This is a genomic window from Deinococcus frigens DSM 12807 (assembly GCF_000701425.1).
In the GTDB taxonomy this organism is placed as follows: Bacteria; Deinococcota; Deinococci; order Deinococcales; family Deinococcaceae; genus Deinococcus; species Deinococcus frigens.
This window is the reverse complement of record NZ_JNIW01000053.1, coordinates 1-25,658: the sequence shown is the minus strand read 5'-3', so window position 1 is coordinate 25,658 and position 25,658 is coordinate 1. Positions and strand designations below refer to the sequence as shown.

Here is a 25,658-nt window from a genome sequence, read left to right as displayed (position 1 = left end):
AGGGCACGGGTGACGAGCGGACCATAAATGCTGGTGGGGTCTATGGCTGGATTCTCCAGCCACCGGCGAACTCGGCGTTCACTGCTTTGCGCGAACGTGGCACGGGAGTGGATGTAAGGGAGCCACGCGGGAATGGAACTGCGCTGGGAGAGCAGCAGGCCCGTGACCATCCAGGCCAGCGTGTGAGCGTTGCGGATGTCGTTCCACAATCCACTCTGGATATGGGAGAAGACGGCTTGGTAGAGTCGGGGTGCGTCCCCGGTAGCATTTTCGGTTGTCACAAACAGAAAGTGTCGCCTACCGGGGACGCTTTCTCATAATTTCTGTCAGGCCGTCAGGTCGTGAGACACGGTCTGGCGCGGTCATATGCGTGTCTTCCAGACCCAGACCACGAGACTTCATGCCACTGAAGGTACAGAGAGAGGAAAGTCCGTATTTCACTGAAATCAGCATGTTCACCGCTGCGCTGAAATCAACATTCCAGTGAAACTTATCCCCAGTTCAAGTGATCACCGTGAAACTTGCTGACGCCCTGACACTGCCCTGGAGCATGTCACTGAATTCACCCCGAATGGCCCGGGCCGGGTAGACCCACTGTGGACACTCCATTTCTTGAATGTCCCTGATCAGGTGATCAACCCCAACCGAGTACCCGCACCACCACTGTCGCGCCCACCACGCTCCCAATCGCCTCGCCCGCGCTGATCAGGGCGCGCACCGCCTCCAGCGTGTCGGCCACCTCCCATCCCAGGACACGCGCCGCCGTTCCCAGTGTCCAGACCTGACCGCCGAGCACCTGCCGCGCGCGGGCCAGGTCCTCTGGCTGCGGCACGCGCCCACACGGCGCAGCCCGGAACAGGCCAGCCCGCCGCCCACGTTCCGGGCCCCCACCCTGGTCATGGACCACAAGCAGGGCAGCGCACAGCTCCGACAGCGCCCCCTGCGGATCGGCCCCCAGCAACACGCGGGCCTGCACGACACTCAGACTGCCGCGTCCCCGCACCGCGTCCAGTACGACCTGGGCCGCCCTACTCAAGGCAAGGGAAGGTCCTGCACTGTCGGTGGACGTCAGCGGGGAAACCAGGCTTGACGGCGTGAGGACGTGCGCTGCATTCACGCGCATCCTGGTTCTGGGTCCCTGGCGGGCAGGCGATCTGCGGGAGGCCGCGTCAACGTCACCGCTCACGCCCTGGCATACTGGCGTCCACACCCGGCAACGTCCGCCACACGCCCCGGCTCTGCACCGGCAGCTCACATCTCCCTGACGGCGTCACCCGCAGGTAACACACCCGCACCTGATCGACGGGGAACGCCGCACGCAGCAGCCGTACCAGCGCGGCCTCCATGGTCCGAATCCTGCGGGCCAGGCCATACGATGCGGCCACGGCAACGGCCACCCGCACGTCCAGCACCGGGGCATCCTCGGCGCTCGGCGTGTCCAGCACGTCCAGCGAGACGGTAAAGGGACGCGGCGTCCGGGTGTCGGGGCCAGAGGCGTACGTCAGGGTGGCCCGGCCTGGCTTCTGGTGCTCTGCTGAGCGCCAGAAGACCCCCTGACGCGCCAGGGCCAGGTGAACAGGATGACGGGCAAACATGCGTGCGGCGGCGGCCTGCTCGGCCCACTGCCGGTCCTGAAAGGTGATCATGACGACGGGTACGCCGGACGGCGCGCGCGCCGTCCGGCCAGGTCTCCCCTGCCCCGCCCGCTCTGGTCGCTAGTCGGCGGCCTCCGGCTGGGCCACCGCCAGCCGCTGACGCGCGCCGCCCGGCAAGGCGAAGTCGGGGTGGGCCCGCCCACCACCCCGGAACATCACCAGCGTGACGTACTGGAACTCGGCGTCCCCTTTCTCGCGCAGTTCCTCGGGGTCCGTCCCCTTGGCCCCACGCGAATACTTGATGGCGGGTGGCAGCCGCATTTTGCGTGTTTCCACCTCATCAAGCACCCGCTGCTTGTACACATGCCCGGCGCAGAACACCACGGCCTCGCCCTCCGGCGTGACCCAGGGCCGCGCGCCGATCAGGCTCCAGTCGAAAGTGTCGTGGCTTGCCAGCGGCAATTGCAGGCCGCCTGGAACCGGGCGCGAGTGCGGCCGCATACCCTGCGCGCCGTAATGGCGCTGCAAGGCGCGCAGGTCACCCAGATTGGCGGCCTGCACGGTGATGGGCGTACCCAGAGGATCGGTCAGGGTCAGACTCAGGGTGTGGGCTGGGATCATCGCGTTGCTCCTTTGCCACAGCCACATGCAGGGAAGGCCGCGTGGCCGTGGCAAAGGAGACTGGGCTGGGGGCAACGTCCCCCGGCCAGGGCTGGGTGACGGGTCTGGCGAGCAGGGCGTGGAGGCCGCCCGGCATTCACATTGATCCGAAAGTCCAGGCCGGCGGAATCAAGGAGGCCCAAACCTGTCATGTGGCGCCGCCGGGCTGCGGGGTCAGCGCCACCGCCTGATCCCTCGCCCAGTCGGCCATCAGCACGCGGGTCTGCGCCGCCCAGACCCGGACAAAGCGGGGATCACCGTCCGGCAGGGCCAGCGCCGCCGGGTCAAATCCCGTGTAACGCCCCTCGCGGGCGCACTGCAGGTCCTCCCACACCTCCGCGCACAGCCGACTGGGGCACACGCCCAGATGCGCGGCGTAAAAGCGGCTGTGCAGCAGCGTGAACAGTCCCCAGGGACCCAGGTGCAGCACGCCGCAGGCCGTCTGAAAAGCCCAGCGCCCGGCGGGCGGATCGAACAGCGCGGTCATGATGCGCGCCCCCAGTTCGACGTGCGCCTCCCCCGCAACGCCTAACAGGTTCGGGCACCGCCAGTAACCCAGGTCATGCACCGCGAAAGCCACCAGCAAGCGGGGGTCACGCACCGGGCCGTACAGCACCGTCCATGCGCGGCAGACGGCAATGGGATGCAGAACGAGCTGGTGCACGCCGACAAGCAGGCTGAGCAAACCGGAGAGACGGGACATGCGCTTCATGGTCCACGCCTCTGGGGTGACGCCCGTGGCATGGGCCGGGCGGCTGGCCTGGCACTTCCATTCGGGCGCGTCCCCGGAAGCGCTTCGGGCAACGTCTCTGGCCTGCGGCGGAGCGCTGATGGTACGTCCGTGCCTTTTTGGGGCGTCAAGGTTCTTCCGGCGTCATGGAAACGCTCCAGCACGCGGAAAAACCACCCTGCAGGACCGTGGGTTCCCCAATCTCGACTCCAGCGAAACAGGGCGCTCAGGACGCGCGGCATATTGGGTGTGACGGGTAGACCACCAGGCCCAGTCATCGGCGGTCTCCGAACCGGGCCCGCCGTTCGGCCAGTTCCGCCTGCAAGCGTCCGTACGCCACAGCGTGCGCCGGGTTGCGTTCGCCCGGTACCCTGACAACGGTGAATTCCACGCCCCGCGCCACGGCGGCTTCGTGGATCGCCTGCGCCAGTGGAACGAGGCGGTGCGGCCCGCGTGGGTCATCCAGCAACGCGGCGCTCAGGGCGCAGTCGACATGCAGGGTCAGGTGGCCCGGTGCGGCCAGAATGACAGCCAGCCCGGCGGCGCGCAACTCGGCCTCGGCCACGGAGGTGACGCGCTGCACGCGGCTGTGCGTCACCTCGCCGATGACCACGCCCAGGGCGGCCAGGTGACGCCCAGACCGCAGGCCGGGGGCGAGTCCTGGAATGCGCACCGAGGCGTCGCTGTAAGCCACCTGCTGGGGCGTCGGGGTGGCGCGGGGGGAGGCGTTCACGGCTCAGCCCTGTGCGCCAGCCGCTCAGCCTCTGCGTCCAGTGCCGCTGCGCGCTCGCTGAGGGGCAGGAGCAGGCCGTGCAGCTCCGCGTCCGGGCCATGCACCAGCACGGCGAGTTCGCGCGTGATCACGCGCAGGCGGCGTGAACGTTCGCGCAACTGACCCGCACCTGTCAGGGCCTGGAACGCCCCGACCTCCGTTCGCACGTCCGCGCTCACGCCGCCCTCGCGGGCAGGTCAGCGGTCAGCAGATCGGCGGGCCGCGCCAGCAGGCGGTACGAGCTGGTCTGGAACAGGCCCAGAAAGGCCGCGCGGCTCAGCAGGCGCTCACGCCGGTCACTGCAGCACACGCGAATGTCCTCGCCCTGGGGCGTGATCAGGTACTCGCAGCAGCCCTCATTCCGTGGATTGACCAGCAGAACGTGGGTTGGCGCGCGCAACCGGGCGAGCAGCGCCTGGGCCGTGACCACCTCACGGCGCAGGTGGACGTGGGCACTCAGATGCCGTTCGGCAAAGCCGCGCAGGGCGGTCCAGGTGGCAGCCACGGCGGTGGCCGGGCCGTCGACCCGGATCGCCCGCCCATGTGCGAGCAGACGGCCCAGGCGGCTCAGCCGAAGGGCCACGGCGGGGTCGGACCGGGCGAGCGCACGCAGCTCGCTGAGCGCGTACTCGGCGGTCTGAGAGGCGAGGGCCGGGGCGGGTTGGGTCAGGAGGGGTTTCATGACGGCGCAGTGGCCCTGGATTTCCAGGGCCAGGAATGCGCGAGCTCGCCAGCGCCAGGAAATCTGGTTCATCCAGGGCCTGGGATGCGGCGGAACATTCACCGCCAAAGGTCAGGCGTCGCCCGGTGCCTTCACCGGCCAGCCGTCGGCCGCCGCCCCGTCCATCCACGCGTCGACCAGGTGGATGATTCCGTTGATCATGTCCCGCTGGGCGTCAGCCAATGCCAGATGGCCACGCAGGTCCACCAGCGCCGCCTTCTGCCGCGCAAGCAGCGCCCAGTCCGTCGCCTTGAGGACCGCGTCAAGTCCGCAGTCCGCGCCGACGGCTCCCACGGTATACCCCAGCACGCCCTGCGGCTCCGGGGGAGCAAAGTCCGCTTCGAGCAGTTCCAGAATGTCGTCGTGGACGCTCAGGGCCTGCAAGAAGGCCAGGTCGTTCAGGGGCTGCCCAGCCTCATCCGTGCCGGGGCCGGTCTCGTCGTAGACGTGGATCTCACCGTCTGCCTGCGTCAGTGCCAGGCGCGTGGGCAGGGGGAGTCCGGATTCGGAGCCGCGCGCCCAGCGAAAGGCAAACTGCGTGATGGGTGAGGTCAGCGCCAGTTCTCGCTCCAGGGTGGCGGCGATGCGGATGATGGTTACGGCGCGGGTGCGTGGGTTCATGGGTTTCTCCGGGATGAGGTGAACTGCGTTGGGTGGTGAGGGGTCATGGTTGCAGGACCTGGCGCAGGGTGAGGCCAGCGTCCATCAGCACGGTCTGCGGAAATGCGCCGTCATCCACAGCCCGGCGCAGCAGTTCCTCGTAACTGGCTTCCCAGTGCGTGTCGCGTCTGGTGCGGCTGGGATGGGTGAAGGCCGACTGGAACAGCGCCGCCTCCCACGCCTCCTGATCGCTGGCCCGGACGGATTTTGGGAACGGCACGCTGCCCTGGCACATCCGGCCCCCATCAAACAGGTTCCACAGCGGCGCGTGGCACAGCGGCGTGTCCAGTTCCGGGCGGTCCTCGCCGCGCACGGCGAACACGCTCAGCGCACGTCCGGCGCAGACGAGCACCAGGCCAGGCAGGGGAATGGGCGTGTCATTCAGGGCACAGAGGCTGCGGGTGGCCTCATAGGCGGGCGCGAAAATCAGCGTCCGCGCGCCGGGGTCCACCCACCACGCGCACAGCCCCGGCCCGACAGCGAGCGTGTTGGGACGCGTCTCGAAGCACTGTGCCTGGCCCAGCGCCCGGCCCACTGCGTTCACGTCTGCGCGCGACAGCGCCCGCGCCGCCCCTAGCACAGCTTCCCTGCCGCCGCCCTCCTCGATGGGATGCGCGAGCACCTGCTGGTCATGGCGCGAGGCGGCGTAGACCACCAGGGCCAGGAGTGGGCGGTACAGGGCCGCCCTGGGCCGGTGCATGTGTTCACAAGACGCCTGGGTGACATACCCCATCCCTGAAGGGAGGGGCTTCTCAGGCGACGACATGCGATACCCCGCTACCGTTAAGACCTGAAGGCCAAATTATCCTGGCCCGCTGCAAGATGTTCTTCGCGGCGTTGACATCGGCATTTTCAGCCCACCCACACTCCACGCAAACAAACCTCGCCTGTGAGATGCGGTTTTCCCTGCACGTATGCCCACACTTACTGCATTGCTGATTCGTGTACATGGGATCGACCGCGATAACTTTCCGGCCAGCTTCTGCCGCTTTGCTGGAAAGGATGAGAAAAAACGATGTCCAGCCCGCGTCGGAGATACTCCGGGCGAGGTTGGACCGGACCATGTTGCTGACGTTTAAATCCTCGTGCGCGATCAGATCGTGTTTATTGACCAGCCTCCGGGCGGTGATGTGGTGAAAGTCCAGGCGTTGCCGCCTGATCTTCCGGTGCGTTTTGGCGACGATCTGTATAGCCTTGCGCCTCCGGTTGCCGCCTTTTTTGCGCCGGGATACGGTGCGTTGCTGAACACGCAATTTCTTCAGGCTGAATTTCAGATACCGGGGGTTCTTGGCAAACCCCCCGTCCGAGGTGACGGCAAACCATGTGGTCCCGACCTCCACCCCGACGCTGCTTCCCGTTTCGGGGAGCGCCGCCCTGGGGACTTCGCAGGTATACACGGCGTACCACTGATCCACGTCCAGCACGATCTGGAGGGACCTGGGCTTGCCTTCCAGCGGGCGGTGCAGCTTGATCTTGACGGCCCCGATCTTGGGGACGTTGATACGCCGTCCCTCGTCTATGGGCTTGCCGCAGGCCGTCCAATCATCTTTTTTGTTGTCCCAGCACTGCTTGAACTTGAACGAATCCCAGCGGTCCCGCCCTTTGAAGCGCGGGAACCCAGCCCGCTTAGCGCCCTTCTTGACCCGGCTGAAAAAGGACTTGTACGCCCGGTCCAGCCGATCAAACACGTCCTGAAGAACGTGAGAATACACGCCGCCGTACTCCGGACAGGCTTCCTTGAGCGCCGTGAGTTCACGCTGCTGATCGTAGGCCGAGAGGGTCTTGCCCGCCTTGCGGTACGCCTCGCGGCGCTGTTCTAGACCTGCGTTGTACAGGGTGCGGGTGAGGCGCAACGTTTCAAACATGGCGGCTTCCTGGGGCCTCGTCGGATAGAGACGGTAGCGAAAGGTTTTGATCGTGGTGGCAGCTTCTCTCAATTCCGCTCCTTTTCGCTTTGCAGCCGCCGTGATGCTGCCGTACCTGAACGCGACTGGGAAGCGCGGCAGGCGGCTTCGGATACGCACGGCGGCCAACAGTAAAGCCCTGCAAAGCGCGGGGCAACCGACTGACCCCATCCCACTTGCGTCGCTTACTGGGTCATACCCTCCAGCAGGCCGGGGGAGCCTCGCGTCCCCGGCCAGGGATTCATTCCCTCTCCCCCACCCTGCCCAGCGCGGCCAGGACGCGGGCGATCTCGCCGCGCCGCGCGCCCAGGCCCGCCAGGTACCCGCCCGTCTCCTGCCAAGCCGCAGCGCTGTCGATGCCCGCCACATGCAGTGGTTCAAGGTCACATTGCTCCTCGTACGCGTGGCCGAGGAGCCGCACGAGTTCATCATGCATCTCGGTCACCGGGTCATCGGCGCCGCCCAGCGTGATCAGGTGCGACGCGCAGGGGTGCGTTGGCCCGCCCTCCCAGTCGGCCCAGTCCCGTTTCATGGGCATGACGGGAAGCCGGACCAGCAACTCCAGCAACTCCGGGATGCCCGGCACGTCCCGGCAGCCCTCCAGACCCCGGAAGAGCGTGCCCTGCGTCCAGTCGCGGGGCGCGGCGTACAGCTCACGCGGGCAGCGCTCCAGGGCATCTTCCGGTGTCGGTTCACCCTGCTCCCGGAGCCAGGCGTAGACCTCTTCGCATTCGGGGTAGTCAATCTCGGCTGGGTTGTGGCCTGCCTCTTCCAGGGACTCCATGAAGGCGTTGGCCGCGTCGTTGTGCCAGTCGTCGTCGAAGTGGACGAGCGTCACCGCCGCTGCGGTGTCCCCGGCGGTGAACAGCGGGGCGTAAGGGGCCAAGCGCTCAGCAAGTTCGGCGACGAGCGCGCCGAACAGGTGCGGGCTGCGCCGGTCCAGGGCGGCCTTCAGGACGCTGAAATCGTGCGCGACAGGCGGTTCAGGCGCGACGACGCACACCCGCAAACTGGCCTCTGAACCCCAGACCTCGGCCCCACCCCAGGCCCGCGTGCCCTCCGGAAGCGGACAGGCGCGGATGAAATGCCGGAACAGGTAGGTGGCCGGGTCGTCGCCCTCGCGGGGGGCCGTGGGTTGAAACTGACCGCACTGCGCCAGATGTCGGGTCAGTTCCGCCATCGCATGGACGCCGCTGACTTTGGGGGACGTGATCAGGAACGGGGGCAGCAGCCCGCCTGCTCCCGGCACCATCAGGGGAGCAGGGGCGGCGGAAGCAGGCGCAGCAGTCGTTCGTCTGCGCCTAGGCGCATGCCCTGCAAGGCGTGCCCCAGGGCTTCCTGGCAGCGGCGCAGGGTTCTGGTTGGACTGCGTAACGTCAGGACGGGGTGCGGGAGGTCGTTCAGGGTGTTGAGCCATGCGTCCAGGTCCTCCAGGGAGATCGGGGCGTCCATCACGCCCGCATGGGCAGGGCGGTGGGCAGCAGGCCCGCGTGTTTGACGGCCCCCTTCTTCGGCCTGCGGGTGGGCGCGCTGTTGGCGAGGACGCGCGCCGCGCCGCCCAGGTTCACGTACACCGCGCTCGCCGCAGTCTGTCCGGTCAGCAGCAGATCGCCGAGCATCTGGGCGGCCTGCAGGGCGACGGCGGGGTTGATGAACAGGTGCTGGCGGGTCAGGGCCACGGCGGCCGAGCAGCTCGGCGCGTCGTCGTCCTCGCCCGTCATGCGCTCCGGGTCCAGCGCCACGACGTGCGCCAACGTGGCCCCCGGCCCCACCTGCCCGAGCACGACTTGGCCGCACGTGGCGTCGTTGCCGCAGTCGAGCCAGTACATCCCCCGGCCGTGCGCTTCGAGCGTGGCCAGCACCTCGCGCCGCGCCTGCCCGCTATCCACGGCGCTCAGAACGAAGTGGGGCGTCCCAGCGCTCAGGTCGCCCTGCCCCAGCACGCGCGGAAAGGCCTGCCAGGAGAGAGCCGCATAGAGGTTGCAGCGCTCGACCAGGGCGATGGCCTTGAAGCGGCCCACGTCGGCAGGGGCAAAGTTCTGGCGGGTCAGGTTGCTGGCACTCACGCGGTCCGGGTCAAAGGCGCGCACGTGCAGACCTGCGCCGCCCAGGGCGCGTACGGCCTGATCGAGCCGCACGAGATGGGTGAGCAGCAGGCTGCCGGTGCCGCCCACCCCGATCAGGAGAATCTGGACGGGCGGACGCGGATCGAAGCTGATGGGGTGCATGACGCTGAACTGGCCCTCTGGCGATCTGCCAGGGGCCAGTGATCAAGTAGGGTCAGAGCGGGCACTGACCCGGGGAAACCGGGCGGTAGACCCACCGGGGTCAGCGGGAAGGGCAGGCGGCCTTTGCAGAGCAAGGGCGTTGCTGCGGTGGGCCCAGTCCGTCTGGCATAACGAATCACCCAGGGTACGCTTCGACTGGAAGGCCACGCACCCCAGACGCTAGGCGGCGTTCAAAACAGAAGGCGCGCCTCCTGCCGCGCGAGCAGGGCCTCGATCATCTGCGCGTGCGTCCAGCCGCAATACTCGCTGGCCTGCTCCAGGCCGTCCACCACGGTAATACGGGCGAATGGACGGCCCTCGGCACACAGCAGTGCATCAAGCGTCGCGTCCAGGGTCCGGCGCTGCACGCGCTCTGCGTCGAGCAGGTCGCGCAACTGCCCCGCCTCCCGCTCGGCGGCGGGCAGCCGGGCGATCTGCTCGGCCAGCTCCGCGTTGAGCGCTACGGCCAGCACCTGTCCTGTGGAGCCAAAGACCACACTGTCCGTGCTGTGCCAGTGCGGGCGGACCGAGGCGGAGGGAGCCGCGCGCCGGTTCCGGGGAAGGGCGATGTGCGGCGGGGCGGCGGAAGGCGGGAGAGGCGTCTGGGTCATGTCGTCCACTCCACCATCTGTGGGGGTGACGCCTGGCCCACTCATGCCAGCGCCCCCCGCACCGTCAGTCCCGCGTCCATCAGCGCGGTCTGCGGAAACGCGCCGTCATCCACAGCCCGGCGCAGCAATTCCTCGTAACTGACCCCCCAGTGGGTATCTTTCATGGTGCGGCTGGGGTGCGTGAATGCCGAGCCGAAGAACGCGGCCTCCCAGACCTGCTGGTCCGCTGGAGTGGCCGATTTCGGGTAGGCCACGGTGCCCCGGCACATCCTGCCGTCTCCGAACAGGTTCCAGTACGGTGCGTGGCACAGCGCGGTAGCCGCCGTGGGACGCCCACGGCCCCGCACAGCGAACACGCGCAGGCTGCCGGCACCTGCGACGAAGACCAGGCCCGGATGTGGAATGGGAGTCCCATTCAGGCTGGCGAGCGACTTCGTGCCCTCGTAGGCTGGTTCAAAGGTAAGTGCCCGCGATCCGGGCGGCAGCCACCACGCCACGCGTCCGGGTCCGGCGGCCAGCGTGTTCGCCTGCGTGAAGGTCATGCTGGCCTGACTGGCGGCCTGCATGAACGTGTCCACATCGGTCCCAGAGAGTGCAGAGCCGCTGCCGGTCTCGAAGCCATGGCTGGTGTCGTGGACGGGGTGTCGCAGCAGGAACGCCCCGTGCGCGCTGGCATACACGATCAGCGCGAGTTGCGGATGGTAGACGCTCGGCGGGCCGGGGAGCTGATGGTCGAGCGAGGCCTGGAGTTCGTAGGGCATGACGCCGAAGTGGCCTTTGCGTGCAAAGGCCAGGGCTTCTGAACCGGCGCAGTGCTGAACCGACGCAGTGCTGAACTGGCTCCATGCTCAGGCAGCGCAGTTGACGGCCTGACAAAAGTCATGAGAGCATCAAAAAACATCGTCATCACGAGGAATAGAGAGGGTCAGGGTGAAGAGGCATCATGTGTGACCCAGACGCAAGGAATGGCAAGACGAGAGAACAGGCTTGAACACTCCCGATCTTTCCAGACGGGTTTAGACTTGCAAAAACCAAAAATCCGCTTCCAGACGTACTCAGCGCTCTAGCCCCACTCTTTCTCATCTGTTTTGTCAGGCCGTCAGGCCAGCGCAGTGTCCGCCAGATTCGCACAGCGACTGCGCAAGCTCCAGCTCGCCGCCCACCCGGCGCATGGCCTCGTGTGCGCGCGGCAGGCCCTGCAGGTACGTCACGAGCCGGGCGGCGGACGCCGGGTCTGGTGTCAGGTGCAGGGCATAGAAGGCATGGGGTTCCCCGCCCTGCCAGTGGTAGTCCATGAACTCGTTTGCCAGGTCGGTGGCTGGACACGGCTGGTCTTCTGCCTGGGTGGTGTACAGCCGGGTTATCAGGGGCACGCCGCAGACGGCCTCAGCCTCGGCCTCGGTCATGACCGGCAGGCTGTTGTGCGCCTGACGCAGCGCGTTCAGGGCGTCGGCGAGGGAGGTCAGCGCCGCGCTCAGTCGGGGACCACGCCTGGCCTGGTCCCACAAAGCATCCAGGGTCTGATCCGGCGTGAGCCGCCGCTCGAACAGTGGGTACGGAAAGTGGTCGCGGAGCGTGTATTCGTGCGTCAGATTCAGTCGCCGCGCCAGGGTGAGCGCCGTGTGACGGTTTCCAAGCGCACGTTCCAGCCGGTCATTGCGCGCCGCGTCACCCTCAATAGAGAGGCGCTCGTACAGTTCCTTGGAGAGTCGGTCGAGATTCCAGTGGTATTCGGCGTGCGCTTCGAGTCCAGCGGGGCCGAAACACGGCTCGCTGCGGGCCGTGAAGGTCTCAATGCAGGTCAAGACGCCGGGCAGCAGGTGCGGCTCACCGCGCAGACGCCAGGCAAGCGCGCCCAGGGTCCAGGCCCCGTCCGTCTCGTTTTCGAAGGTGAAGGCGAGCTGGCCGCTATCCGTGACGCCGATTTCCACTGCGGTGCTCGGCAACGCGAAGCCGGTGCCGAGAGCAGTGATCAGGCGCTCAGTCGGGGCGTCGTCCGGATCGGTGGCTGGAACGGCGGGGTGATTTAAGAAGGCCACAACAGCGCCCAGAACGCGGGCCTGGCGTTCGCCATACTCCTGCACCTGGCGCTGGTGGCGGTCCAGGTCTGTCCGCAATTGGATGGGCCGGACGCCAGGAAGGGCCAGGGCGCTCAGGGCAGCAGGGGGGGCGGCGCGGGCGGGCTGAAGACGGCGCGGCCCGGTCCCGGAACCCTGAGCAGCTCGCGCAGGGCGGGGGCCAGGGGCGGGGTGAGTTCCAGAACGAGGGGTGCGCGGTGCGCGGGCGTCTGGCATGCGGGCTTCTCCTTGGACATGGTGGACACTCCTGAAACAAAACGGAACCCCCCTGGGGCCGGGGGCGGCGCTCAGCCCTTGCGTCCGTAGTTGGCAACGAAGGTGTACGTGACCGTCCCCGCTTTCAGATCGGTCTCCGGGCTGCCGACGCCCGCGTTGAGCAGCTCCGGGTGCTGCGTGGCGTAAAAGGTCTTGACCTGTTCGGGGGTCATGTCCGGGTTGGGATCGGTCAGGACGACTGAGCCGTGCTTGAACGCGCGGCGGGCGGTGGACGCAATGGGCGGGGTGTCTTTTGGCATGATGGCGAACTGGCCCTCCGCAAAGGGGGGCCAGGGCTGAGTTCAGAACAGGCTGTTGCTGGCGCTCAACGTCAGGTTGATGACCTGCGGTTTGCCAGGCGAGAGTGTGACGGCCTGCCGGGCGCTGTCATGTTCGGCGGCTTCGGCGGTGATCTCCCACTTTCCGCCGGGGAGCAGGGTCTCGCCGTGCAGGCTCAGGCGCGTCTCGCCCTTGACGGCAGTCACGGCGGCGGCGTCGGGGGTGGTGTTCACCGTCAGGCGGGCACCCTGCTGGTCACGGAAGTCGTGGGTCTTGGCCATGCTGATCAGCAGGGTCTTCTTGTGCTCGCCGAACAGCGGGTGCCGTGCGTCCACGCACAGCGTCCCCGGCGGAAGCTGGTTCTCACCGATCCGCACGTCGATGCTCTTACCGCCCATCGTCGCTGTGAGCGCGGTGCCGTCCACCGCCAGCAGGGTCACGGCGTGCGTCCTGGCCTTACCCGGCGCGCTGGCTTTCGCTTGATCTGGCGCGGCGGGTTTGTCCTGGGCTTTCGCCACAGCCTTAATCTGCTGCCTGGCGGCGGCGGCAAAGACCTGGGCCGCGCTCTGACGCGCAGCGACATACGGCTGCATGTCGCGCAGCAGGTGTTCGTCGAAGTGCGCCGCCTTTGCCGTCACGATCACCGGAACTGCGGTCTCGGTGCCGGTGGGGCGGGGCGCAAAGCCCAGGGTCACGTTCTCGCCGATCTTCATGACTGTCAATGTGACCACGCCGCCCTCACCGATCATTGCGGCGAGCTGGCTGATCAGGCCGCCGGGGATGGGGGCCGGGGCAGGGAGGTCCACCGCGCCGCCGTCATCCTCCACGTCCTGGATGACGGATGCGCCAGCATCCGCCTGGACACGGCGGCGGCCATTGACATGTCCGGGACCAGGCTCAGTCACCTCATTCCCGCCGTCTGGACCGGGTTCAGTCCCGTCCCAGTTGTCCGGTCCATCCAGGCGGTCCAGCTCCCCGTCGTCCAGGCTGGAGTCCGGGGCCACGCCGCTGAAGACAGCCGCCGTCAGGGCGTGAGGATGAGAGGCGGGCGCGGCGGGCGGCACCTGGGCGGGCTGCACCACAAACAGCGCCTCGATGTCGCGCAGGAACGCGCGGTACATCGCGCTGCTGCCGTTCTTCTGGGAGTGGGCCTTGCTCACGCGCAGGAAGTCGGCTTCGCGCTCGGTGCCCTTCACCTGCGCGTAGAGTTCGGCGGCTTTTGTTTTGTCGGCGGGCTCGACTGCGCTGGAGGCGGGGACATGCGCTGGACTGGCACCTTTTTGGAATGTCGTCATGACCATGTTGTGGCCCGCGCTCCCGTCAGGGGCCGGGCCAGAGGTGGGGCTGGTTCAGCGGTCGAGAACGACTGCGCCGAGCTTGACCAGATCGTGGTCGAAAGACACGACGCTGAAGTTCAAAGCAGACCCCAGAGCCGCGAGGTAAGCGTCGGCGAAATCCACATTGTGCTTCCGGAACAGCGTCAATGTCTGGCGCAGAATCTCATCTTCGAGGCCACGAACGCCCGGAAGGTCGAGGAGGGTGAGCAGCCCGTCCACCAGTTCTTCGCGTCCCAACTTGTAAAACGATTTCAAGGTGTAGGCACATTCGGCAAGAATGGCGCTGGGGACGAGCAGGGTCAGCTCACCACGGGCCGCCCGTTCGAACATGGTGGCGGCGCGAGGGGATAAATCCGCGTGATCATCAAGCAGAAAACGCAGCAGCACATTGGCATCGATCAGTACTTTCAAGAGACGGATTGCCGGGTGAGTTCGGTGACGTAAGCGGCGCGCTCCTCTGCGCGGGAAGTTCCGGGCCGGGCCGCATGATGGAACACCCCCCGAACATCGGCGGGCTGGGGTGGGCGCTCAACCACGGCTATAAACCCGTTGTCTGATACTTCGAGAACCAGGCGGTCGCCAGCGCGCAGCCCCAATGAGACACGAATTTCGGCGGGGATGGTGACCTGTCCTTTGGTGGTGATGGTAGTGGTGGGCATAGGCTCTCCTTCCTTACATTCTAACTTAGCCTTACTCACAACAAAGTAAGGAGCCGTCAACTGACTGGCAGCAGATAGGGGCCGTAGGGGTCTGGTGAACGCTGACCACAATGGACGCCACGCCTCCAGACTGGCGTGCGTGTACAAACCTTCAAGATGGGGCGGAGCGCTCGTGACACTGAGGGACGGAGACGTGACGGCGAATCGGCCGGAAAGTATCCCGGCCAGACATGGATCCAGACATGGATAAGGTGCCGACAATCGCTCAGGTGTGTCGTCGGAGATCAGTTCAACCCCAGGATCGCCCAGTCCTCGGCGCCCTGACGGGCCAGCGTGTGCAGAACAGACTCGATCTGCGCCCGCAGCACGGGGTTGAGGTCACTCGGCACCCCACCCACACTTTCACGGGCCAGAACCTCCCCGTCCACGTTCACGGCCTGGACCGTCAGGCGCAGGTAAGACCAGTCCACCCCGCACGACGCCCGCCGTCGGGCACTGTCCCGGACGCGCGACCATGCCTTTTGCCGGGCCACGTCTGGCGGCGTTCCCAGCGCCTGCACGCTGACCCTGATCTCGTCGTCGGGGTTCCAGGCGGGCGTGAAGTGCAGGCCCCCGCGCAGCCGGACGCTGCCAGGGCGGGAACCAGGGGCCAGCGTGCCGTAAGCCTGATCAGCGTGCTGGTGGCTCAGGACGTCGAATTGCACGCTCAGGCTCAGGCGCAGCTGTGCATGGGAGCGTTGTGCAGCAGATTTGATGGTGTGCATGCATGCAAGCTGGCCCCTGAGCGGCAGGGGCCAGGGCCGCGCGCTCTTGACGGGCAGGGGTCCTCTCCCCTACCCCGCCCGTCAGATCGCCGTGGCGAGCAAACCGTCCACCCGCGCCCGCAGCCGGGGATCGTGGGTCAGCATCATGCGGCGCGTGTACTCGCGGCGGGTGTCGTCGGCGATGATCAGCGTCACCATCCGCACGCCCTGATCCGCACGCCGTTCGAACTGAAAAAGCGCCGCGCATGGCCGTTCGCCCGGTTCCAGGCGGTCACCCACCACACTGAACACGGCGCTTCCGGGGCGCGGAGCGGCCAGCACGCTCAGGCCGTACCTCAAGACCAGATTCGACAGCGGGGCAACCGGTGTGGGAGCGGTGCCCACCCCTGGAGCGCTTTCCACCACGGAAACGGGCCCAGCCGCCGCTGCGGGGACAGCGCCCATCAGTGGCGCTCCCTCCATCACGGGCGGCACCGTCACGGCCAGCATGAGCGCACCTTCCTCTCCCCCCTCAATCCGCTCACGCAGCCTCCGGGGCAACCGGACAAACGTCTCCTCCCCAAACGCGGTCTCATCCGTGGTCGGCAGCACGTCCACCGGCTCCAGCCCGGCCACTGCGAGGGAGCCGTACGTTCCGCCTGCTCCTTCCCTGACCTTGATCTCGGTGTCGGACGCTCTGGCAGACACCACCTGGTACGCCTTGCCCCCGGACGAAAAGCTCATGCCCGGATGCATCGGGAGTCCGGCCACCCAGACTGGGCGCGCGGTCAGCCGGGTCACGGCGCACAGCGGATGCGCCGCTGACCGCAGCGCGCCCACCTGGCGGTGCAGGGCGCGCAGGGCCGTGATCAGGCGGCTGATCCCCGCCACGTCATGCGGAGTCGGCCCCTTCTCGCGCCCGCGTGCCGTGGCGTCCCTGGAGCGCAGCAGGCCAAGCGTATCCAGATACTCCCGGATCACGGAAGCGTCGGCCAGCACAGTCGCCGAGCGGGTTTCCTGCGCGCGGGCTTCTTTCTTTCTCAGGATCGTCGCCCGCATGAGCGCCGGATCGCGGCTGAGCATGATCGCGAGCTCCTCGCCGTCAAAGCCCGCATCCGAGTTCTCGCAGGACACCACCGACGGGTCGTACACCTGCTCGGCCCAGCCCTTCTTGCCCAGCATGTTCTGGTAGCGCAGGGCGTCGAAGGAATCGCGGGCGAAGTACAGATGGTTGTTGATGCCCGTGACCCAGGTCCCCTGCCGACGGGCGCGTCCGGTGCGCTGGCGGAACGCCTCGAAATGGTGCGGGTAATCCAGGTGATGGAGGTCCGTGCAGCCCTGGAAGTTGCCGCCCTGCTCGATGACCGACGAGCCGATCACGCACGTGAGCTCGCCGCGCCGGAATCTCCGCTCCACGCCCAGACGCTCGCCCGCCGTCTTGTGCGTGCTGGCGGTGATCATTTCTACCTCGCGCTCGGGATAGCCCGCCGCGATCAGCATGTCCTTCAAGGCCCGGTACGCCGCGCCGTCCGCGCCGCCCATGTACATGAACACCACGTTGCGCCCGCCGGTCTCACGCGCCGCCACACAGGCCCGCACGCACTCGGCGAAGCGCACGTTCGGCGCATTCAGGCCCAGCAGCGGCGGGTGCAGGGTGAGCTTCATCATCCGGGAGAAGATCGAGAACAGGTGCAGCTTGCCCTCGCTCTCCACCTCGTCCAGCGTGGCGCGTTCGGCCTCGTAACGCTCCATCACCGCTTCCGGAAGATCGAACAGGTGCTCCACCGTGTGCAGGGGCGGCAGCTTCATGCCCACCCCCTCGTGCATCAGGCACGAGTCCTCGGTCTCGCGGATCACGTGCTGGGCCATGATCGCCCGCAACTCGTCGAGGTTGCGAAAACCCACCACACACGGCCTGAATTCCACGTCGCCGCCAGGCAGGGTGATCAGCCGGGACTCGATCACGCAAAACCGCGCCGTGAAAGCCGAGACGTCCGGGATGCCGTACGAGGCCAGCGCGTCGGTGTGCAGCATCATCTGGTTGAAGATCTCCAGTGGGCTGTTGGTGAACCAGGTGGCGGTCAGGCCCACCGTGCAGCCACCCTGCTGACGCACGAAGCGGTATTTGTGGACCGCGTCGATGGCCCGGTTGCTCTCGCCCCCGGCCCCCAGGAATTTCGGGTTGCTCTCCCCGTACACCGTGGGCGCGGCGTAGGAGTTCTTCAGGGCGTGTACCTCGTCGGTCAGGATTGCCCCGATGCCCAGCACTTCCCACGGCACGTCGTTGTCGGCGGCCACCCGGACGCGGGCGAGCTGGCGCTGCTTGACGCGCTCCTGCGCGCTGAGCAGCCGGTGGCCGCCCAGCTTGCGGGCGCGCTCATCAAAGGTGGTGGCCGTGCCGGCCCCGGCCATCAGGGTGGCGTCGCGTTCGATCATCCGCAGGCGCGTCTCTTCCAGCATGGGGACCGCCTCGAACGCTTCAAGGGTCAGCAGCACGATGTCCGGTGCACCGGCGAGCATGCCCGCGATCTTGCGCCCACGCGACCGGGCGTCGTCGGTGCGCACGAGCGGTTCGCCGTTGTCGTCCAGGGCGAAGCTGCCGTCCGGGGCCTGTTCCACGTCGCCGCCCACCACCAGGATGTTCAGGGAGGGCAGCGCCTGCGAGGCGTTCATCACCCAGTCGGCCAGACGCGAGAGCGGCACGACGATGGCGACCGTGCGCGCCCGTCCCGATTGCAACAGCAGCGCGGCCAGCATCAGGCCCGTTAAGGTTTTGCCGAGCCCGACCGCGAAGTTCAGAATCGCCCCGTCCATGCGGGCCGCTGTCCGCACATGGCCCGCCTGAAAGGGGTGGGCGAGCGGTCCCTGGTACGCGGGCAACACCAGCGCGCGGGTGTCCGACTGCCGCGGAATCAGCCCGTAGCGTCCCTCGTTGAGCGTTCTCTCGACGACGCCCGCATGCTGACCTTCCAGCACGAAGGAGCGGAAGTGCGCGGCGAGTTCCTTTTCCCAGCGCGCTGCCGCCGCCTGCTTGGCCCCGCGCTCGGCGGCGATCTGCTCGGCGCTCTTGACGTCCTGACCCACCACCGGCTCCACAGGCGTGCTGAAGTTCAAGTAGGCCTCCAGGGCACGCACCCGCCCCGGCGCGACGCTCTGGCGGTCTTCGAGGTTCTGCGCGCCCTGCAGGGTGTTACGCAGCCTCAGCGTCACGCCGAATTCCTCACGCGAGGCGTGCAGCAGTCCCACCCGCTCACCGCCTTTGTCCCAGGTGTTGCGCTTGATGAGGCCCCAGGCGTCCAGGTAGGTGTTCACCCACTCGGTCAGCACGCTCTCAGGGACGAGCGGGTCACGCGCTTCCAGGGTCATGTCCGCCAGATCCTTCCACGGGGCCAGCGTCCGCAGCCGCGCGGCCTGGGAAAGCAGCGCGGCGCGCTCTGGGCCGGTGTGTTCGTCTGCCAGCGTTTCAGCCAGGCCTGCCCTGGCGTGGGCATTGCCAGCAAAGTACGTGCTGCCCGCCTCCCAGATCCGGCCCGTGAACGCGTACTCGGCGCGCAGGTGCGCGTGGGCCGTCGCCAGTGAAACCCTGGCATGGGCGCCCAGTGCCCCAGCGTCCAGCATCCCGTACGCTTCGAGTTGCTGGGCCACCTCCTGCACCGTGCCGCCGGTCAAGACCAGTTCGGTGCTGTGCAGTTCGGCCAGCAGGCCAGGCACGTCTCCCCCACCCTGACTCAGCACGTTCAGGATCGGCAGCGTGCGGGCGGCCCGGTCCAGCGCTCTGAGGTCATACGCGCCGTACTGCTTCAGATGCGCGGCGTGCTGGGCAGCGGCCTGCACGCGCAGGGCCTCTGCGGACCCGGATCGGCGCTCCTGAGCGGTGCGGACACGGGTGACGGCGCGGGCCACGTTCAGGGCGCTCAGGGTGGCCGGATCGTTCAGCGGGCCGTCGTGGCCCCAGCGGCCTTTGCGGAAGCGGTACGTGCCGCAGCGGCTGCGCTGGCCTTCCCGGATGGGGTGGGCGCTGAGACCCGCCGCCTTGGCACGGTCCTCGGCCTCCACGCCAAGAAGGGTGCGCACGGCGCTGAGAATGCCGGGCCGGGTCAGGATGTGATGGCGGCGGTCCAGGCAACAGGCGCTCACGCGCGTCAGGGCATCTTCGTCCAGGCACAGCGCCGTCTGATACACGGGATCGCCAAACCGTCCGGCGCGCACCTGATCCCCAGCGTGCGTCCCCAGGTGGGGGAAGCCGTAGGTCAGGTTCCAGACGCCCTGCCCATCTTGATGGAACAGCGCCATGCCATCCACGAAGCGCGCCAGCAGGCCATCGTCGCTGACGCGGGCCTGGCGGATCGTGGCGCGCTCATCCGGGGTCAGCGCCCCCAGCGCCTCAGCCACGCCTGCGTCGTGGCGGCGCAGGACGAGTAGCGCGGTGGTGACTCTGGCTCCACTGTCGCGGAAGGCGGTCTCTGGGACAGCGCTGGCTGTCAGCACGTGGGCCACGTCAAGAACGGCCTCTCGCAGACCACGTTCGCTGGGGTTGCGCAGCATGCTCTCGGGAACGATCACGGCCATGTACCCGCCCGGTGCCGCGCGTTCCAGGCCCGCCAGCACGAAGTACCAGTGCGCGGCCTGCAGGGCAGGGCGGTCCAGGTAGGCGCTCGTCCCACGTGTTCCGAAAGGCGGGTTGCCGATCACGACGTCAAACGGGGCGTCCTCGCTCTGGGTGTGGTACGTCTCGAAGGGCGCGTGATGGACGCTGACGTGCGGGAACAGGGCCTGCGCGATCCGGGCAGTGGTTTCGTCGATCTCAACACCGGTGAGCAGCGTCCCTCTGGGCGCGTGATTGAAGAAGACGCCGCCGCCGCAGGCGAATTCCAGGGCGCGCTGCACTGGCGTCAGGGCAGTGACAACGTTCCAGGCAAACTGTGCCACGGCACCGGGGGTGTAAAAGGCGCTGGTGGAACCGCCCAGTCCGCCTTCCCCACTCCAGGCCCGCAGCGCGTCGCGGGCCTTATCGGTCAGCTTCCCCTCGCTGTGGGCAATGGTACGCGCCAGGGTGTTGGCGCTGATGCGGGCAGCGTCGCCAGCAGTGTCCAGCGCCTCGATGCCCATCGCCGGCCCGGACGCCCCCGGCGCACTCCGGGGCGCGCTCCGCAGGGCGAAAGCCAACAGGTCAGCGTTGGTGACGGGCGCGGTCTTCACGTCGTCCGCTGGTTTCACGGTCTGGGCCACCTTCTTGCTCTTTTTCCCGACCTTCACTGGTTCGCGGTACGTGCCGAACAGGTCGAGAACGCTCATCTTGCCGGGGGTGGGCGGTGGATTCGTCATGACCGCGCGGTGGCCCGTGACCCCTGGTCACGGGCCAGGTCTCTCCCAGAGAGACAGCCTGCTCAGACAGCAGCACATCGGCCAGTTCGCAGCTCAGGGCGCACCCACCGCTAACCTCTCAGGATGCTTCCTTGACGGGAGATGTGAGAGAAGACCTGCTGCGCTGCCTGGTCCAAGCAGCGCTGATGGCCCGTGCATCAGCGCGGGGAACCCTAGCCCCCCACCTTGATCACGTGACAGATAGCTTGGGCGGTTACGTAGGCAGGCTCAGGAATGCCAACCCACAGGTGTGGGAAATCGCGGTTTACCAACAAAATCCAAGTCTCAGGTCACACCAAGTCAGGGCCAGTCTCTCCCCCTCTTGTCTCGTCAGACGCCTGCCCCCAACTCAAATGAGGGTAAGTTTGATGAAGATCTGCGGCCTGCAGATGCTCAATTGATGACTCGGCGAAATGCCTGAAGACAACTGAGGCCGATCTGGGCCTGCCCCACTTTTGCGGGTCACCCTCAGGTTGCGGCGGCCCAGGAACAGGCCGAACCCAATCAGAGTGGGTCAGCAAAGGTTCTTGGCATTGACCGCGCCCGGCGGGCCGGCATGGAGCGGGGGGAGCGGGGGGAGCGGCCAGTCGACGCCACGATGCTGATTCAGCTCACTCAGGCCTACCGCAAGGCGGTCGTTGACCTGCGGCCCGCCGCCCCACCAAGCACGGTGCCCGACATCCGGTTGTGCAGGGCCGAATTGGGAACCCTGACGCCAGCCGAGGTGACGGCCATTGAAGCGTTCCAGCAGTTCTGTAAGCGTTTTGCTGGTCTCCTCCGGACGGTCGGTGGCAGTCTCCCCAGACCGAATCTTCTTAGCCTTGAACCCGGCACCTCACTCACGCGACGCTACGCGGTGGAGGCCGACGCCGACGAGTCGCGGCGCGCCTGGGATCTCAGCTCACTGACACCGACCGGCAGCGAACTGTTCGATCACCTGGAGGACCATGGGGTCGCGGTGGACCGGCACACGGTGCTTGCGTCTCAGCTCTCTAGAGCAAGTCTCAACCATGCAGGGCTAGGGCCAGCCATTCTCGTCAATGCTTCCGAGACGCCGCCGCGCCAGGTTTTTACGGCCGCTCACGAGCTCGCGCATCTTCTCTATCACCTACAGAGCGATGTCGGTGGCCTGTTTGTTTCCCGGAAGCTCGATACCGCCGCCGAGCAACTTGCGAACGACCTCGCCCCGGCATTTCTCATGCCAGCGACGGGAACCGATCTGTTTTTGTCTAGACGCGGCCCGCGCGACGAGCAGGTGGGATTCGCTGACTTTTACCACCTTAAAGCGGCATTTCAAAGTCAGCTACGCGGCCACAATTGTCCGACCACGCAAGCTGGGACTTCTGAAAGGCATTGTCCACTTTGACGAGCTCCGGGCGGTGCGCCCCATCGGCGAAGCCGAGAAACTGAGTTACGCCATTCAGCGCTGGGAGTGGGCCTACGATCCCGAGCTCCAGCGCCCAGAGGGCTTGCCTGACTTTTTTGTCAACCTGGTACTGGCTGGCTATGCTGGGAAAATGCTGTCAACAGCGGAGGCAGCGGAGCACCCCGAGATGGTACGAAAGGACTTTACCGGGTTGCTGCTTGGATTGGAGCGCCGGGCCACTCCCCTCTCCTCCGAGGATGAGTTTGAGGACGCAGAAATCAGCGTCGGGTAACCCTACGGGGGCCAAGGTGTGAACATGTCCCGCTGATCACGGCTGTGCGGTGGTCTCTGGCAAAGATTCAGCTGAACAGGTCGTCGAGCTCAACCACCTGGGTGGCGTCGGGCAACTTCAACCCAGGGTGACGGCCGCTGCGCGCGAACAGCAACCGAGTGATGATGGTCTCCCCTGCCAGGTGCCGGGTCTCGGCGCGGAGCAGCTGCTCGAGGTTCCGCTGATCCACTGGCCCGCGCGTCCACTTGCACTCCCCGGTCAGCCATCCCCGCGCGCCGTGGGCGGCAACATCGATCTCCGCATCACTCACCGCTTTCGTCGGCCAGATCGCGCCGACCTCGCCTCCCATCCCGCCGAGCAGGTGCGGCAGGTGCTCGGCCGTCCAGCTCCGGCACAGGGTCTCGAAATGGATGGAGGTGAACTCGTCCAGGTTCGGGGCGATCACTTCCGCCCACACGTGAGCGGCGTTCCCGGCCTGCAACTGGCTGAGGTGGGGCCGGACGAAGTGATGCCAGCTGCGCATCATGGGGTCGCTCACCGTGTACCGGCTGTTGCGCGCCTTTGGCGGGTCGGTCAGCGAGCGGTGCTGCCCTACCAGGCCGAGTTCCTGAAGGGTATGCAGGTAGTAACTGGCCTGGGCGGCGGTCTCGATGTCCGGGCACCGGCCGAGGATCTCACCGAGCTTGTTCTGCCCCTGGCTGATGGCGGCGAGCAACTGCATGTAGAGGCCAGGCGCGTCGACTTCGGAGCGCAGGAGATTGGCCGGTTCCTCGTGCAGGGCGGCGTTGGGCGTCATGACCTGGGCGGTATAGTTCTCAGCGAGACTCTGACCAGGATCGAAAAGTTGCAGGTACAGCGGCACGCCGCCGATGAGGGCGTGCAGGCGGACACGTTCCTCCAGGCCCCAGGCGCCGAAGCGGGCGGTGGCCTCACGGTAGCCGAGCGGGCCGAGCACGAGATTCAGGCCGCTGCGGCCGTGCAGCGGCTGCTGCCCCTCGAGCATCCGGCGCATGAACGACAGGCTGGAACCGCAGAGGATGACCTTCAGCTGCCCGGAACGCTGCGCATCGTCGACGATACGCTGAAACGCCGACTCGATGTCGCCGTCCCGCCCGGCAAGGTACGGGAACTCGTCAATGGCAACGGCGAAGGAACCCAGCCGGGCGGTGGCGAGCTGCAGCAGCTCAAAAGTCTCGGCCCAGCTCCCCACGGAGAGCGGCACCCGGACGCCGAGTTTGGCGAGTTCTTGCTGGGCGTCGCGCTGGAAAGCGAGCAGCGCCTCGCGCGGGGCCATCTGCTGCGCCTGGTGGTAGAGGTGGGGCGTGCCCTGGAGGGCTTCACGCAGCAGGGTGGACTTGCCGATCCGCCGACGCCCTCGAATGGTGGCCAGCGCCAGCGGGCTGCGGGCGATGAAATCGCGCAGCTGGGCAAGCTCCTGCTGACGGCCGATGAATGAGAACACATTCAGTAGTATAGGATAAACTTAGTAAGTTAGTCCGATGCTGTTTAGCGATACTGAAAGCCATTGCGGTTAGTCAGAAACCTCCACACCAACATGCGTCCAACCCTATCTCAGTACCCGACACTTTCCGCGCCCGTCGTCTGGGGGGGCATGCAAAGTCGAACGAGATGGAGCAGTTCGTCCAGTGGATGGGCCAAAGGGTCAGCAAAACGTCGTTTGACACGATTTCGCTCTGGTCATCATATCCTGTTCAGGACCAGCGATCAGGCTGGGGCGTTGGAAACGGATTTTTCTCCAGTGCAGCGTTTTGCATAGCTGCTCGGTCAACGCGTCCCACATTACAGAGGTTCTGGCACCCTTGCGCTGGAGTTCGGCGACCGTTTCGGCCCAGGATTCGGGACTGTTCAAAACAGCTTCGGGTTGGGGGCGTTCGGATGGTTCGGAGTCTGCGCCGCCCCACCCGACCCAGGCTGGCGTCAAACGCCGCTTACATCGGCCAATGCAAACCGCTGGGGCAGATCCCCCAGGCCGTGATACGCCAGAGCGCGGGCCGCCGCCTCACTGTGCGCCTCAGCCATCACGTCGCCCGGCTGGCCCCAGACTGTGACCCGCACCAGACCGCGCAGGGTGCGCCGGTTCTCATACACAAATTCTCTCAGGTCGTCATTTTCCCGGCGCAGGCTGACCCGCCACGCGGTCACGATCTCGGTGTCACCCAGACCGCTGAGCATCTCGGTGTCCAGGTCAGTCAACCGTGCGCTGCTGCACGGGCCGTACCAGATCTTCTGACCCGGGTACAGCGTGCGCAGCGAAGCCACCGCTGCCTCAGCCACCCGCGCCTTGTACGCGCCAGCCACCGGACCCTCATCTCGCATGTGAATCAGGTACATACCCTTAAAGAGCATCACCGGCGGTGTCTGTCAAGTGGGGGGCGTCCTCGCAAGCGGCCAGTCCGGGTTCGGCGGGGCCAGGCCGGCGATCAGCGGCGCGCTCTGGCGCGCGGCATACGCTTCGATCTGGGCCGGGTATAGCCTGGGCCTGTCCGGGCGAGGCCGAGGCGCGTCGGCGAAAATGGCCCAGACCAGCGCGGCCTCACCGCCCGCTCCCAGCAGGTCACAGAAGTCCTGTCCAGCCAAGGCAGGCACCTGATGCACGCCCCGCGCACCACAGGCGTACGCGAGGTCTTGCAGCCGCGCCCGCATGGCGTCACCGCCCCCATCACCATCGGCGTACACCCACACTTCCCGGTCCAGTCCTTCGAGAAACGGCCAGGTGTCCGTACCCGGCACGCCCTGCACGTCCCAGCCGCGCGCTTCCAGCACCTGCCACGCGGCGGCGGCATTGAGTTCGCCTTCCACCAGCAGCACCCGCGCGGCCTGGCCATACCCAGGGTTGCACCACGCAGGGGTGGACAGACCAGGAAAGATGGGTTGTGTTGCCTTAACTTGGCCCGTGGTAGACGAAGGGCAGGGGTGGCCTGAACCTCAGACCACCCCTGCCGCGACGGTTGACCACGTCTGGAACGCTCGTTTCTGATTACTTCTTCTCACTGCTGCAGAAACACTGGTGCGGGAATGATGGTGGAGATTGGTGATCCGGGTGTGCAAACTCAAGAACTCTTGAGCGCGTTTCTGTCGTCTGAAGCTCTGCTGACTTCGCTCTTGTCGCCGTGTGGATCGGTGTTCTTGCTCGACGATATTGTTACAGCTCGCCGTGGAGATCGCCTGCTGGTGATCAACGTCGGCCAGACTCGGGATCTGCCGGATCGCGGCTCCGCAGCTCTGGAGCTGATCGGTGTGAATGACCTCTGGGACGTCATATTCACCCAGCAGCCTTGTCAGGAAGGTCTTTGCAGCCTCAGTGTCTCGGTGTCGCTGGAGCAAGATGTCGAGCACGAAGCCGT

The 25,658-nt window shown here is 66.7% G+C and carries 29 protein-coding genes and 1 pseudogene; 2 read left to right on the top strand and 28 right to left on the bottom strand.

What is annotated here, in order from left to right; genetic code table 11:
* From Q322_RS22630 to Q322_RS0115415, 24 genes and pseudogenes are all read right to left on the bottom strand, one after another.
* Positions 1-281: pseudogene (locus Q322_RS22630) on the bottom strand (transposase); the annotation flags it as partial.
* Between the two features lie 353 nt (positions 282-634).
* Positions 635-1,036: a hypothetical protein gene (locus Q322_RS0115525; protein WP_156953096.1), complete on the bottom strand. Its 402-nt coding sequence runs from the start codon at positions 1,034-1,036 to the stop codon at positions 635-637.
* A 139-nt stretch (positions 1,037-1,175) separates the two neighbouring features.
* Complete coding sequence (locus Q322_RS0115520; RefSeq protein ID WP_029478813.1) at positions 1,176-1,646, bottom strand: hypothetical protein; 471 nt, start codon at positions 1,644-1,646, stop codon at positions 1,176-1,178.
* Between the two features lie 69 nt (positions 1,647-1,715).
* Positions 1,716-2,216: a single-stranded DNA-binding protein gene (locus tag Q322_RS0115515; RefSeq protein WP_084148034.1), complete on the bottom strand. Its 501-nt coding sequence runs from the start codon at positions 2,214-2,216 to the stop codon at positions 1,716-1,718.
* 187 nt (positions 2,217-2,403) lie between these two features.
* Positions 2,404-2,958 (bottom strand): hypothetical protein, encoded by a 555-nt coding sequence (locus Q322_RS0115510; RefSeq protein WP_051668671.1) that lies wholly within the window; start codon positions 2,956-2,958, stop codon positions 2,404-2,406.
* Between the two features lie 301 nt (positions 2,959-3,259).
* A complete protein-coding gene (locus Q322_RS0115505) occupies positions 3,260-3,718 on the bottom strand; it encodes a hypothetical protein (protein WP_029478810.1) in 459 nt (152 codons plus the stop codon).
* Positions 3,715-3,924: a hypothetical protein gene (locus tag Q322_RS0115500; protein ID WP_156953095.1), complete on the bottom strand. Its 210-nt coding sequence runs from the start codon at positions 3,922-3,924 to the stop codon at positions 3,715-3,717. Before Q322_RS0115500 ends, Q322_RS0115505 begins: the two co-directional genes overlap by 4 nt.
* An 8-nt stretch (positions 3,925-3,932) precedes the next feature.
* The gene (locus tag Q322_RS0115495) at positions 3,933-4,439 is read right to left on the bottom strand and encodes a hypothetical protein (RefSeq protein WP_156953094.1); all 507 of its coding nucleotides are present in this window, start codon (positions 4,437-4,439) and stop codon (positions 3,933-3,935) included.
* A gap of 111 nt (positions 4,440-4,550) precedes the next feature.
* Positions 4,551-5,099 carry a hypothetical protein gene (locus Q322_RS0115490; RefSeq protein ID WP_029478807.1) on the bottom strand — a complete coding sequence of 183 codons (549 nt, stop codon included), beginning with the start codon at positions 5,097-5,099 and terminating at the stop codon, positions 4,551-4,553.
* A 43-nt stretch (positions 5,100-5,142) separates the two neighbouring features.
* On the bottom strand, positions 5,143-5,838 hold the full coding sequence (locus tag Q322_RS0115485; RefSeq protein WP_051668670.1) for a PRTRC system protein B: 696 nt from the start codon (positions 5,836-5,838) through the stop codon (positions 5,143-5,145).
* Positions 5,839-5,890: 52 nt separating this feature from the next.
* Positions 5,891-7,162 (bottom strand): RNA-guided endonuclease InsQ/TnpB family protein, encoded by a 1,272-nt coding sequence (locus Q322_RS0115480; RefSeq protein WP_245593283.1) that lies wholly within the window; start codon positions 7,160-7,162, stop codon positions 5,891-5,893.
* 121 nt (positions 7,163-7,283) lie between these two features.
* Positions 7,284-8,294 carry a hypothetical protein gene (locus tag Q322_RS21130; protein ID WP_034418776.1) on the bottom strand — a complete coding sequence of 337 codons (1,011 nt, stop codon included), beginning with the start codon at positions 8,292-8,294 and terminating at the stop codon, positions 7,284-7,286.
* On the bottom strand, positions 8,294-8,494 hold the full coding sequence (locus Q322_RS0115470; RefSeq protein WP_029478804.1) for a hypothetical protein: 201 nt from the start codon (positions 8,492-8,494) through the stop codon (positions 8,294-8,296). Before Q322_RS0115470 ends, Q322_RS21130 begins: the two co-directional genes overlap by 1 nt.
* Positions 8,494-9,270 carry a PRTRC system ThiF family protein gene (locus Q322_RS0115465; RefSeq protein WP_034418774.1) on the bottom strand — a complete coding sequence of 259 codons (777 nt, stop codon included), beginning with the start codon at positions 9,268-9,270 and terminating at the stop codon, positions 8,494-8,496. The genes Q322_RS0115470 and Q322_RS0115465 overlap by 1 nt, the downstream gene beginning before the upstream one ends.
* A 230-nt stretch (positions 9,271-9,500) precedes the next feature.
* Positions 9,501-9,965: a hypothetical protein gene (locus tag Q322_RS0115460; RefSeq protein WP_156953093.1), complete on the bottom strand. Its 465-nt coding sequence runs from the start codon at positions 9,963-9,965 to the stop codon at positions 9,501-9,503.
* Positions 9,962-10,681: a PRTRC system protein B gene (locus tag Q322_RS0115455; protein WP_029478801.1), complete on the bottom strand. Its 720-nt coding sequence runs from the start codon at positions 10,679-10,681 to the stop codon at positions 9,962-9,964. Before Q322_RS0115455 ends, Q322_RS0115460 begins: the two co-directional genes overlap by 4 nt.
* A 330-nt stretch (positions 10,682-11,011) precedes the next feature.
* Positions 11,012-12,037 (bottom strand): hypothetical protein, encoded by a 1,026-nt coding sequence (locus tag Q322_RS0115450; RefSeq protein ID WP_029478800.1) that lies wholly within the window; start codon positions 12,035-12,037, stop codon positions 11,012-11,014.
* Between the two features lie 35 nt (positions 12,038-12,072).
* The gene (locus Q322_RS23490) at positions 12,073-12,234 is read right to left on the bottom strand and encodes a hypothetical protein (RefSeq protein ID WP_156953092.1); all 162 of its coding nucleotides are present in this window, start codon (positions 12,232-12,234) and stop codon (positions 12,073-12,075) included.
* Positions 12,235-12,285: 51 nt separating this feature from the next.
* On the bottom strand, positions 12,286-12,513 hold the full coding sequence (locus tag Q322_RS0115440; protein ID WP_034418772.1) for a PRTRC system protein C: 228 nt from the start codon (positions 12,511-12,513) through the stop codon (positions 12,286-12,288).
* A gap of 42 nt (positions 12,514-12,555) precedes the next feature.
* Positions 12,556-13,827, bottom strand: a complete 1,272-nt coding sequence (locus tag Q322_RS0115435; protein ID WP_156953091.1) for a hypothetical protein — start codon at positions 13,825-13,827, stop codon at positions 12,556-12,558.
* Positions 13,828-13,881: 54 nt separating this feature from the next.
* Entirely contained in the window at positions 13,882-14,280 is a 399-nt protein-coding gene (locus Q322_RS0115430; RefSeq protein ID WP_051668668.1) for a type II toxin-antitoxin system VapC family toxin, read from the bottom strand.
* On the bottom strand, positions 14,277-14,528 hold the full coding sequence (locus Q322_RS21885; RefSeq protein WP_051668667.1) for an AbrB/MazE/SpoVT family DNA-binding domain-containing protein: 252 nt from the start codon (positions 14,526-14,528) through the stop codon (positions 14,277-14,279). Before Q322_RS21885 ends, Q322_RS0115430 begins: the two co-directional genes overlap by 4 nt.
* A 284-nt stretch (positions 14,529-14,812) precedes the next feature.
* Positions 14,813-15,232, bottom strand: a complete 420-nt coding sequence (locus Q322_RS0115420; RefSeq protein WP_156953090.1) for a hypothetical protein — start codon at positions 15,230-15,232, stop codon at positions 14,813-14,815.
* A 141-nt stretch (positions 15,233-15,373) separates the two neighbouring features.
* A complete protein-coding gene (locus Q322_RS0115415; RefSeq protein ID WP_029478794.1) occupies positions 15,374-20,596 on the bottom strand; it encodes an N-6 DNA methylase in 5,223 nt (1,740 codons plus the stop codon).
* A 637-nt stretch (positions 20,597-21,233) separates the two neighbouring features.
* Here Q322_RS0115415 and Q322_RS0115410 point away from each other — a divergent pair.
* A complete protein-coding gene (locus Q322_RS0115410) occupies positions 21,234-22,001 on the top strand; it encodes an ImmA/IrrE family metallo-endopeptidase (RefSeq protein ID WP_162176625.1) in 768 nt (255 codons plus the stop codon).
* Between the two features lie 13 nt (positions 22,002-22,014).
* On the top strand, positions 22,015-22,293 hold the full coding sequence (locus Q322_RS0115405) for a hypothetical protein (protein ID WP_029478792.1): 279 nt from the start codon (positions 22,015-22,017) through the stop codon (positions 22,291-22,293).
* A gap of 67 nt (positions 22,294-22,360) precedes the next feature.
* Here Q322_RS0115405 and Q322_RS0115400 read toward each other — a convergent pair whose 3' ends face one another.
* From Q322_RS0115400 to Q322_RS22625, 4 genes are all read right to left on the bottom strand, one after another.
* Positions 22,361-23,755: an ATP-binding protein gene (locus Q322_RS0115400; protein WP_156953089.1), complete on the bottom strand. Its 1,395-nt coding sequence runs from the start codon at positions 23,753-23,755 to the stop codon at positions 22,361-22,363.
* A 476-nt stretch (positions 23,756-24,231) separates the two neighbouring features.
* Positions 24,232-24,660 carry a hypothetical protein gene (locus Q322_RS0115390; RefSeq protein ID WP_034418769.1) on the bottom strand — a complete coding sequence of 143 codons (429 nt, stop codon included), beginning with the start codon at positions 24,658-24,660 and terminating at the stop codon, positions 24,232-24,234.
* A 15-nt stretch (positions 24,661-24,675) separates the two neighbouring features.
* A complete protein-coding gene (locus tag Q322_RS0115385; protein ID WP_051668666.1) occupies positions 24,676-25,122 on the bottom strand; it encodes a toprim domain-containing protein in 447 nt (148 codons plus the stop codon).
* A gap of 117 nt (positions 25,123-25,239) precedes the next feature.
* Positions 25,240-25,658 (bottom strand): DDE-type integrase/transposase/recombinase (locus tag Q322_RS22625; RefSeq protein ID WP_156953087.1); only part of this gene is annotated, 419 nt, incomplete at its 5' end.

Bases quoted from the DNA above. Each gene is read 5' to 3' on its own strand.
- Q322_RS0115520 (WP_029478813.1), bottom strand. From the start codon at position 1,646: ATGATCACCTTTCAGGACCGGCAGTGGGCCGAGCAGGCCGCCGCCGCA.
- Q322_RS0115515 (WP_084148034.1), bottom strand. From the start codon at position 2,216: ATGATCCCAGCCCACACCCTGAGTCTGACCCTGACCGATCCTCTGGGT.
- Q322_RS0115510 (WP_051668671.1), bottom strand. From the start codon at position 2,958: ATGTCCCGTCTCTCCGGTTTGCTCAGCCTGCTTGTCGGCGTGCACCAG.
- Q322_RS0115495 (WP_156953094.1), bottom strand. From the start codon at position 4,439: ATGAAACCCCTCCTGACCCAACCCGCCCCGGCCCTCGCCTCTCAGACC.
- Q322_RS0115490 (WP_029478807.1), bottom strand. From the start codon at position 5,099: ATGAACCCACGCACCCGCGCCGTAACCATCATCCGCATCGCCGCCACC.
- Q322_RS0115485 (WP_051668670.1), bottom strand. From the start codon at position 5,838: ATGCACCGGCCCAGGGCGGCCCTGTACCGCCCACTCCTGGCCCTGGTG.
- Q322_RS21130 (WP_034418776.1), bottom strand. From the start codon at position 8,294: ATGGTGCCGGGAGCAGGCGGGCTGCTGCCCCCGTTCCTGATCACGTCC.
- Q322_RS0115470 (WP_029478804.1), bottom strand. From the start codon at position 8,494: ATGGACGCCCCGATCTCCCTGGAGGACCTGGACGCATGGCTCAACACC.
- Q322_RS0115465 (WP_034418774.1), bottom strand. From the start codon at position 9,270: ATGCACCCCATCAGCTTCGATCCGCGTCCGCCCGTCCAGATTCTCCTG.
- Q322_RS0115460 (WP_156953093.1), bottom strand. From the start codon at position 9,965: ATGAGTGGGCCAGGCGTCACCCCCACAGATGGTGGAGTGGACGACATG.
- Q322_RS0115455 (WP_029478801.1), bottom strand. From the start codon at position 10,681: ATGCCCTACGAACTCCAGGCCTCGCTCGACCATCAGCTCCCCGGCCCG.
- Q322_RS23490 (WP_156953092.1), bottom strand. From the start codon at position 12,234: ATGTCCAAGGAGAAGCCCGCATGCCAGACGCCCGCGCACCGCGCACCC.
- Q322_RS0115440 (WP_034418772.1), bottom strand. From the start codon at position 12,513: ATGCCAAAAGACACCCCGCCCATTGCGTCCACCGCCCGCCGCGCGTTC.
- Q322_RS0115435 (WP_156953091.1), bottom strand. From the start codon at position 13,827: ATGACGACATTCCAAAAAGGTGCCAGTCCAGCGCATGTCCCCGCCTCC.
- Q322_RS21885 (WP_051668667.1), bottom strand. From the start codon at position 14,528: ATGCCCACCACTACCATCACCACCAAAGGACAGGTCACCATCCCCGCC.
- Q322_RS0115415 (WP_029478794.1), bottom strand. From the start codon at position 20,596: ATGACGAATCCACCGCCCACCCCCGGCAAGATGAGCGTTCTCGACCTG.
- Q322_RS0115410 (WP_162176625.1), top strand. From the start codon at position 21,234: ATGCTGATTCAGCTCACTCAGGCCTACCGCAAGGCGGTCGTTGACCTG.
- Q322_RS0115390 (WP_034418769.1), bottom strand. From the start codon at position 24,660: ATGCTCTTTAAGGGTATGTACCTGATTCACATGCGAGATGAGGGTCCG.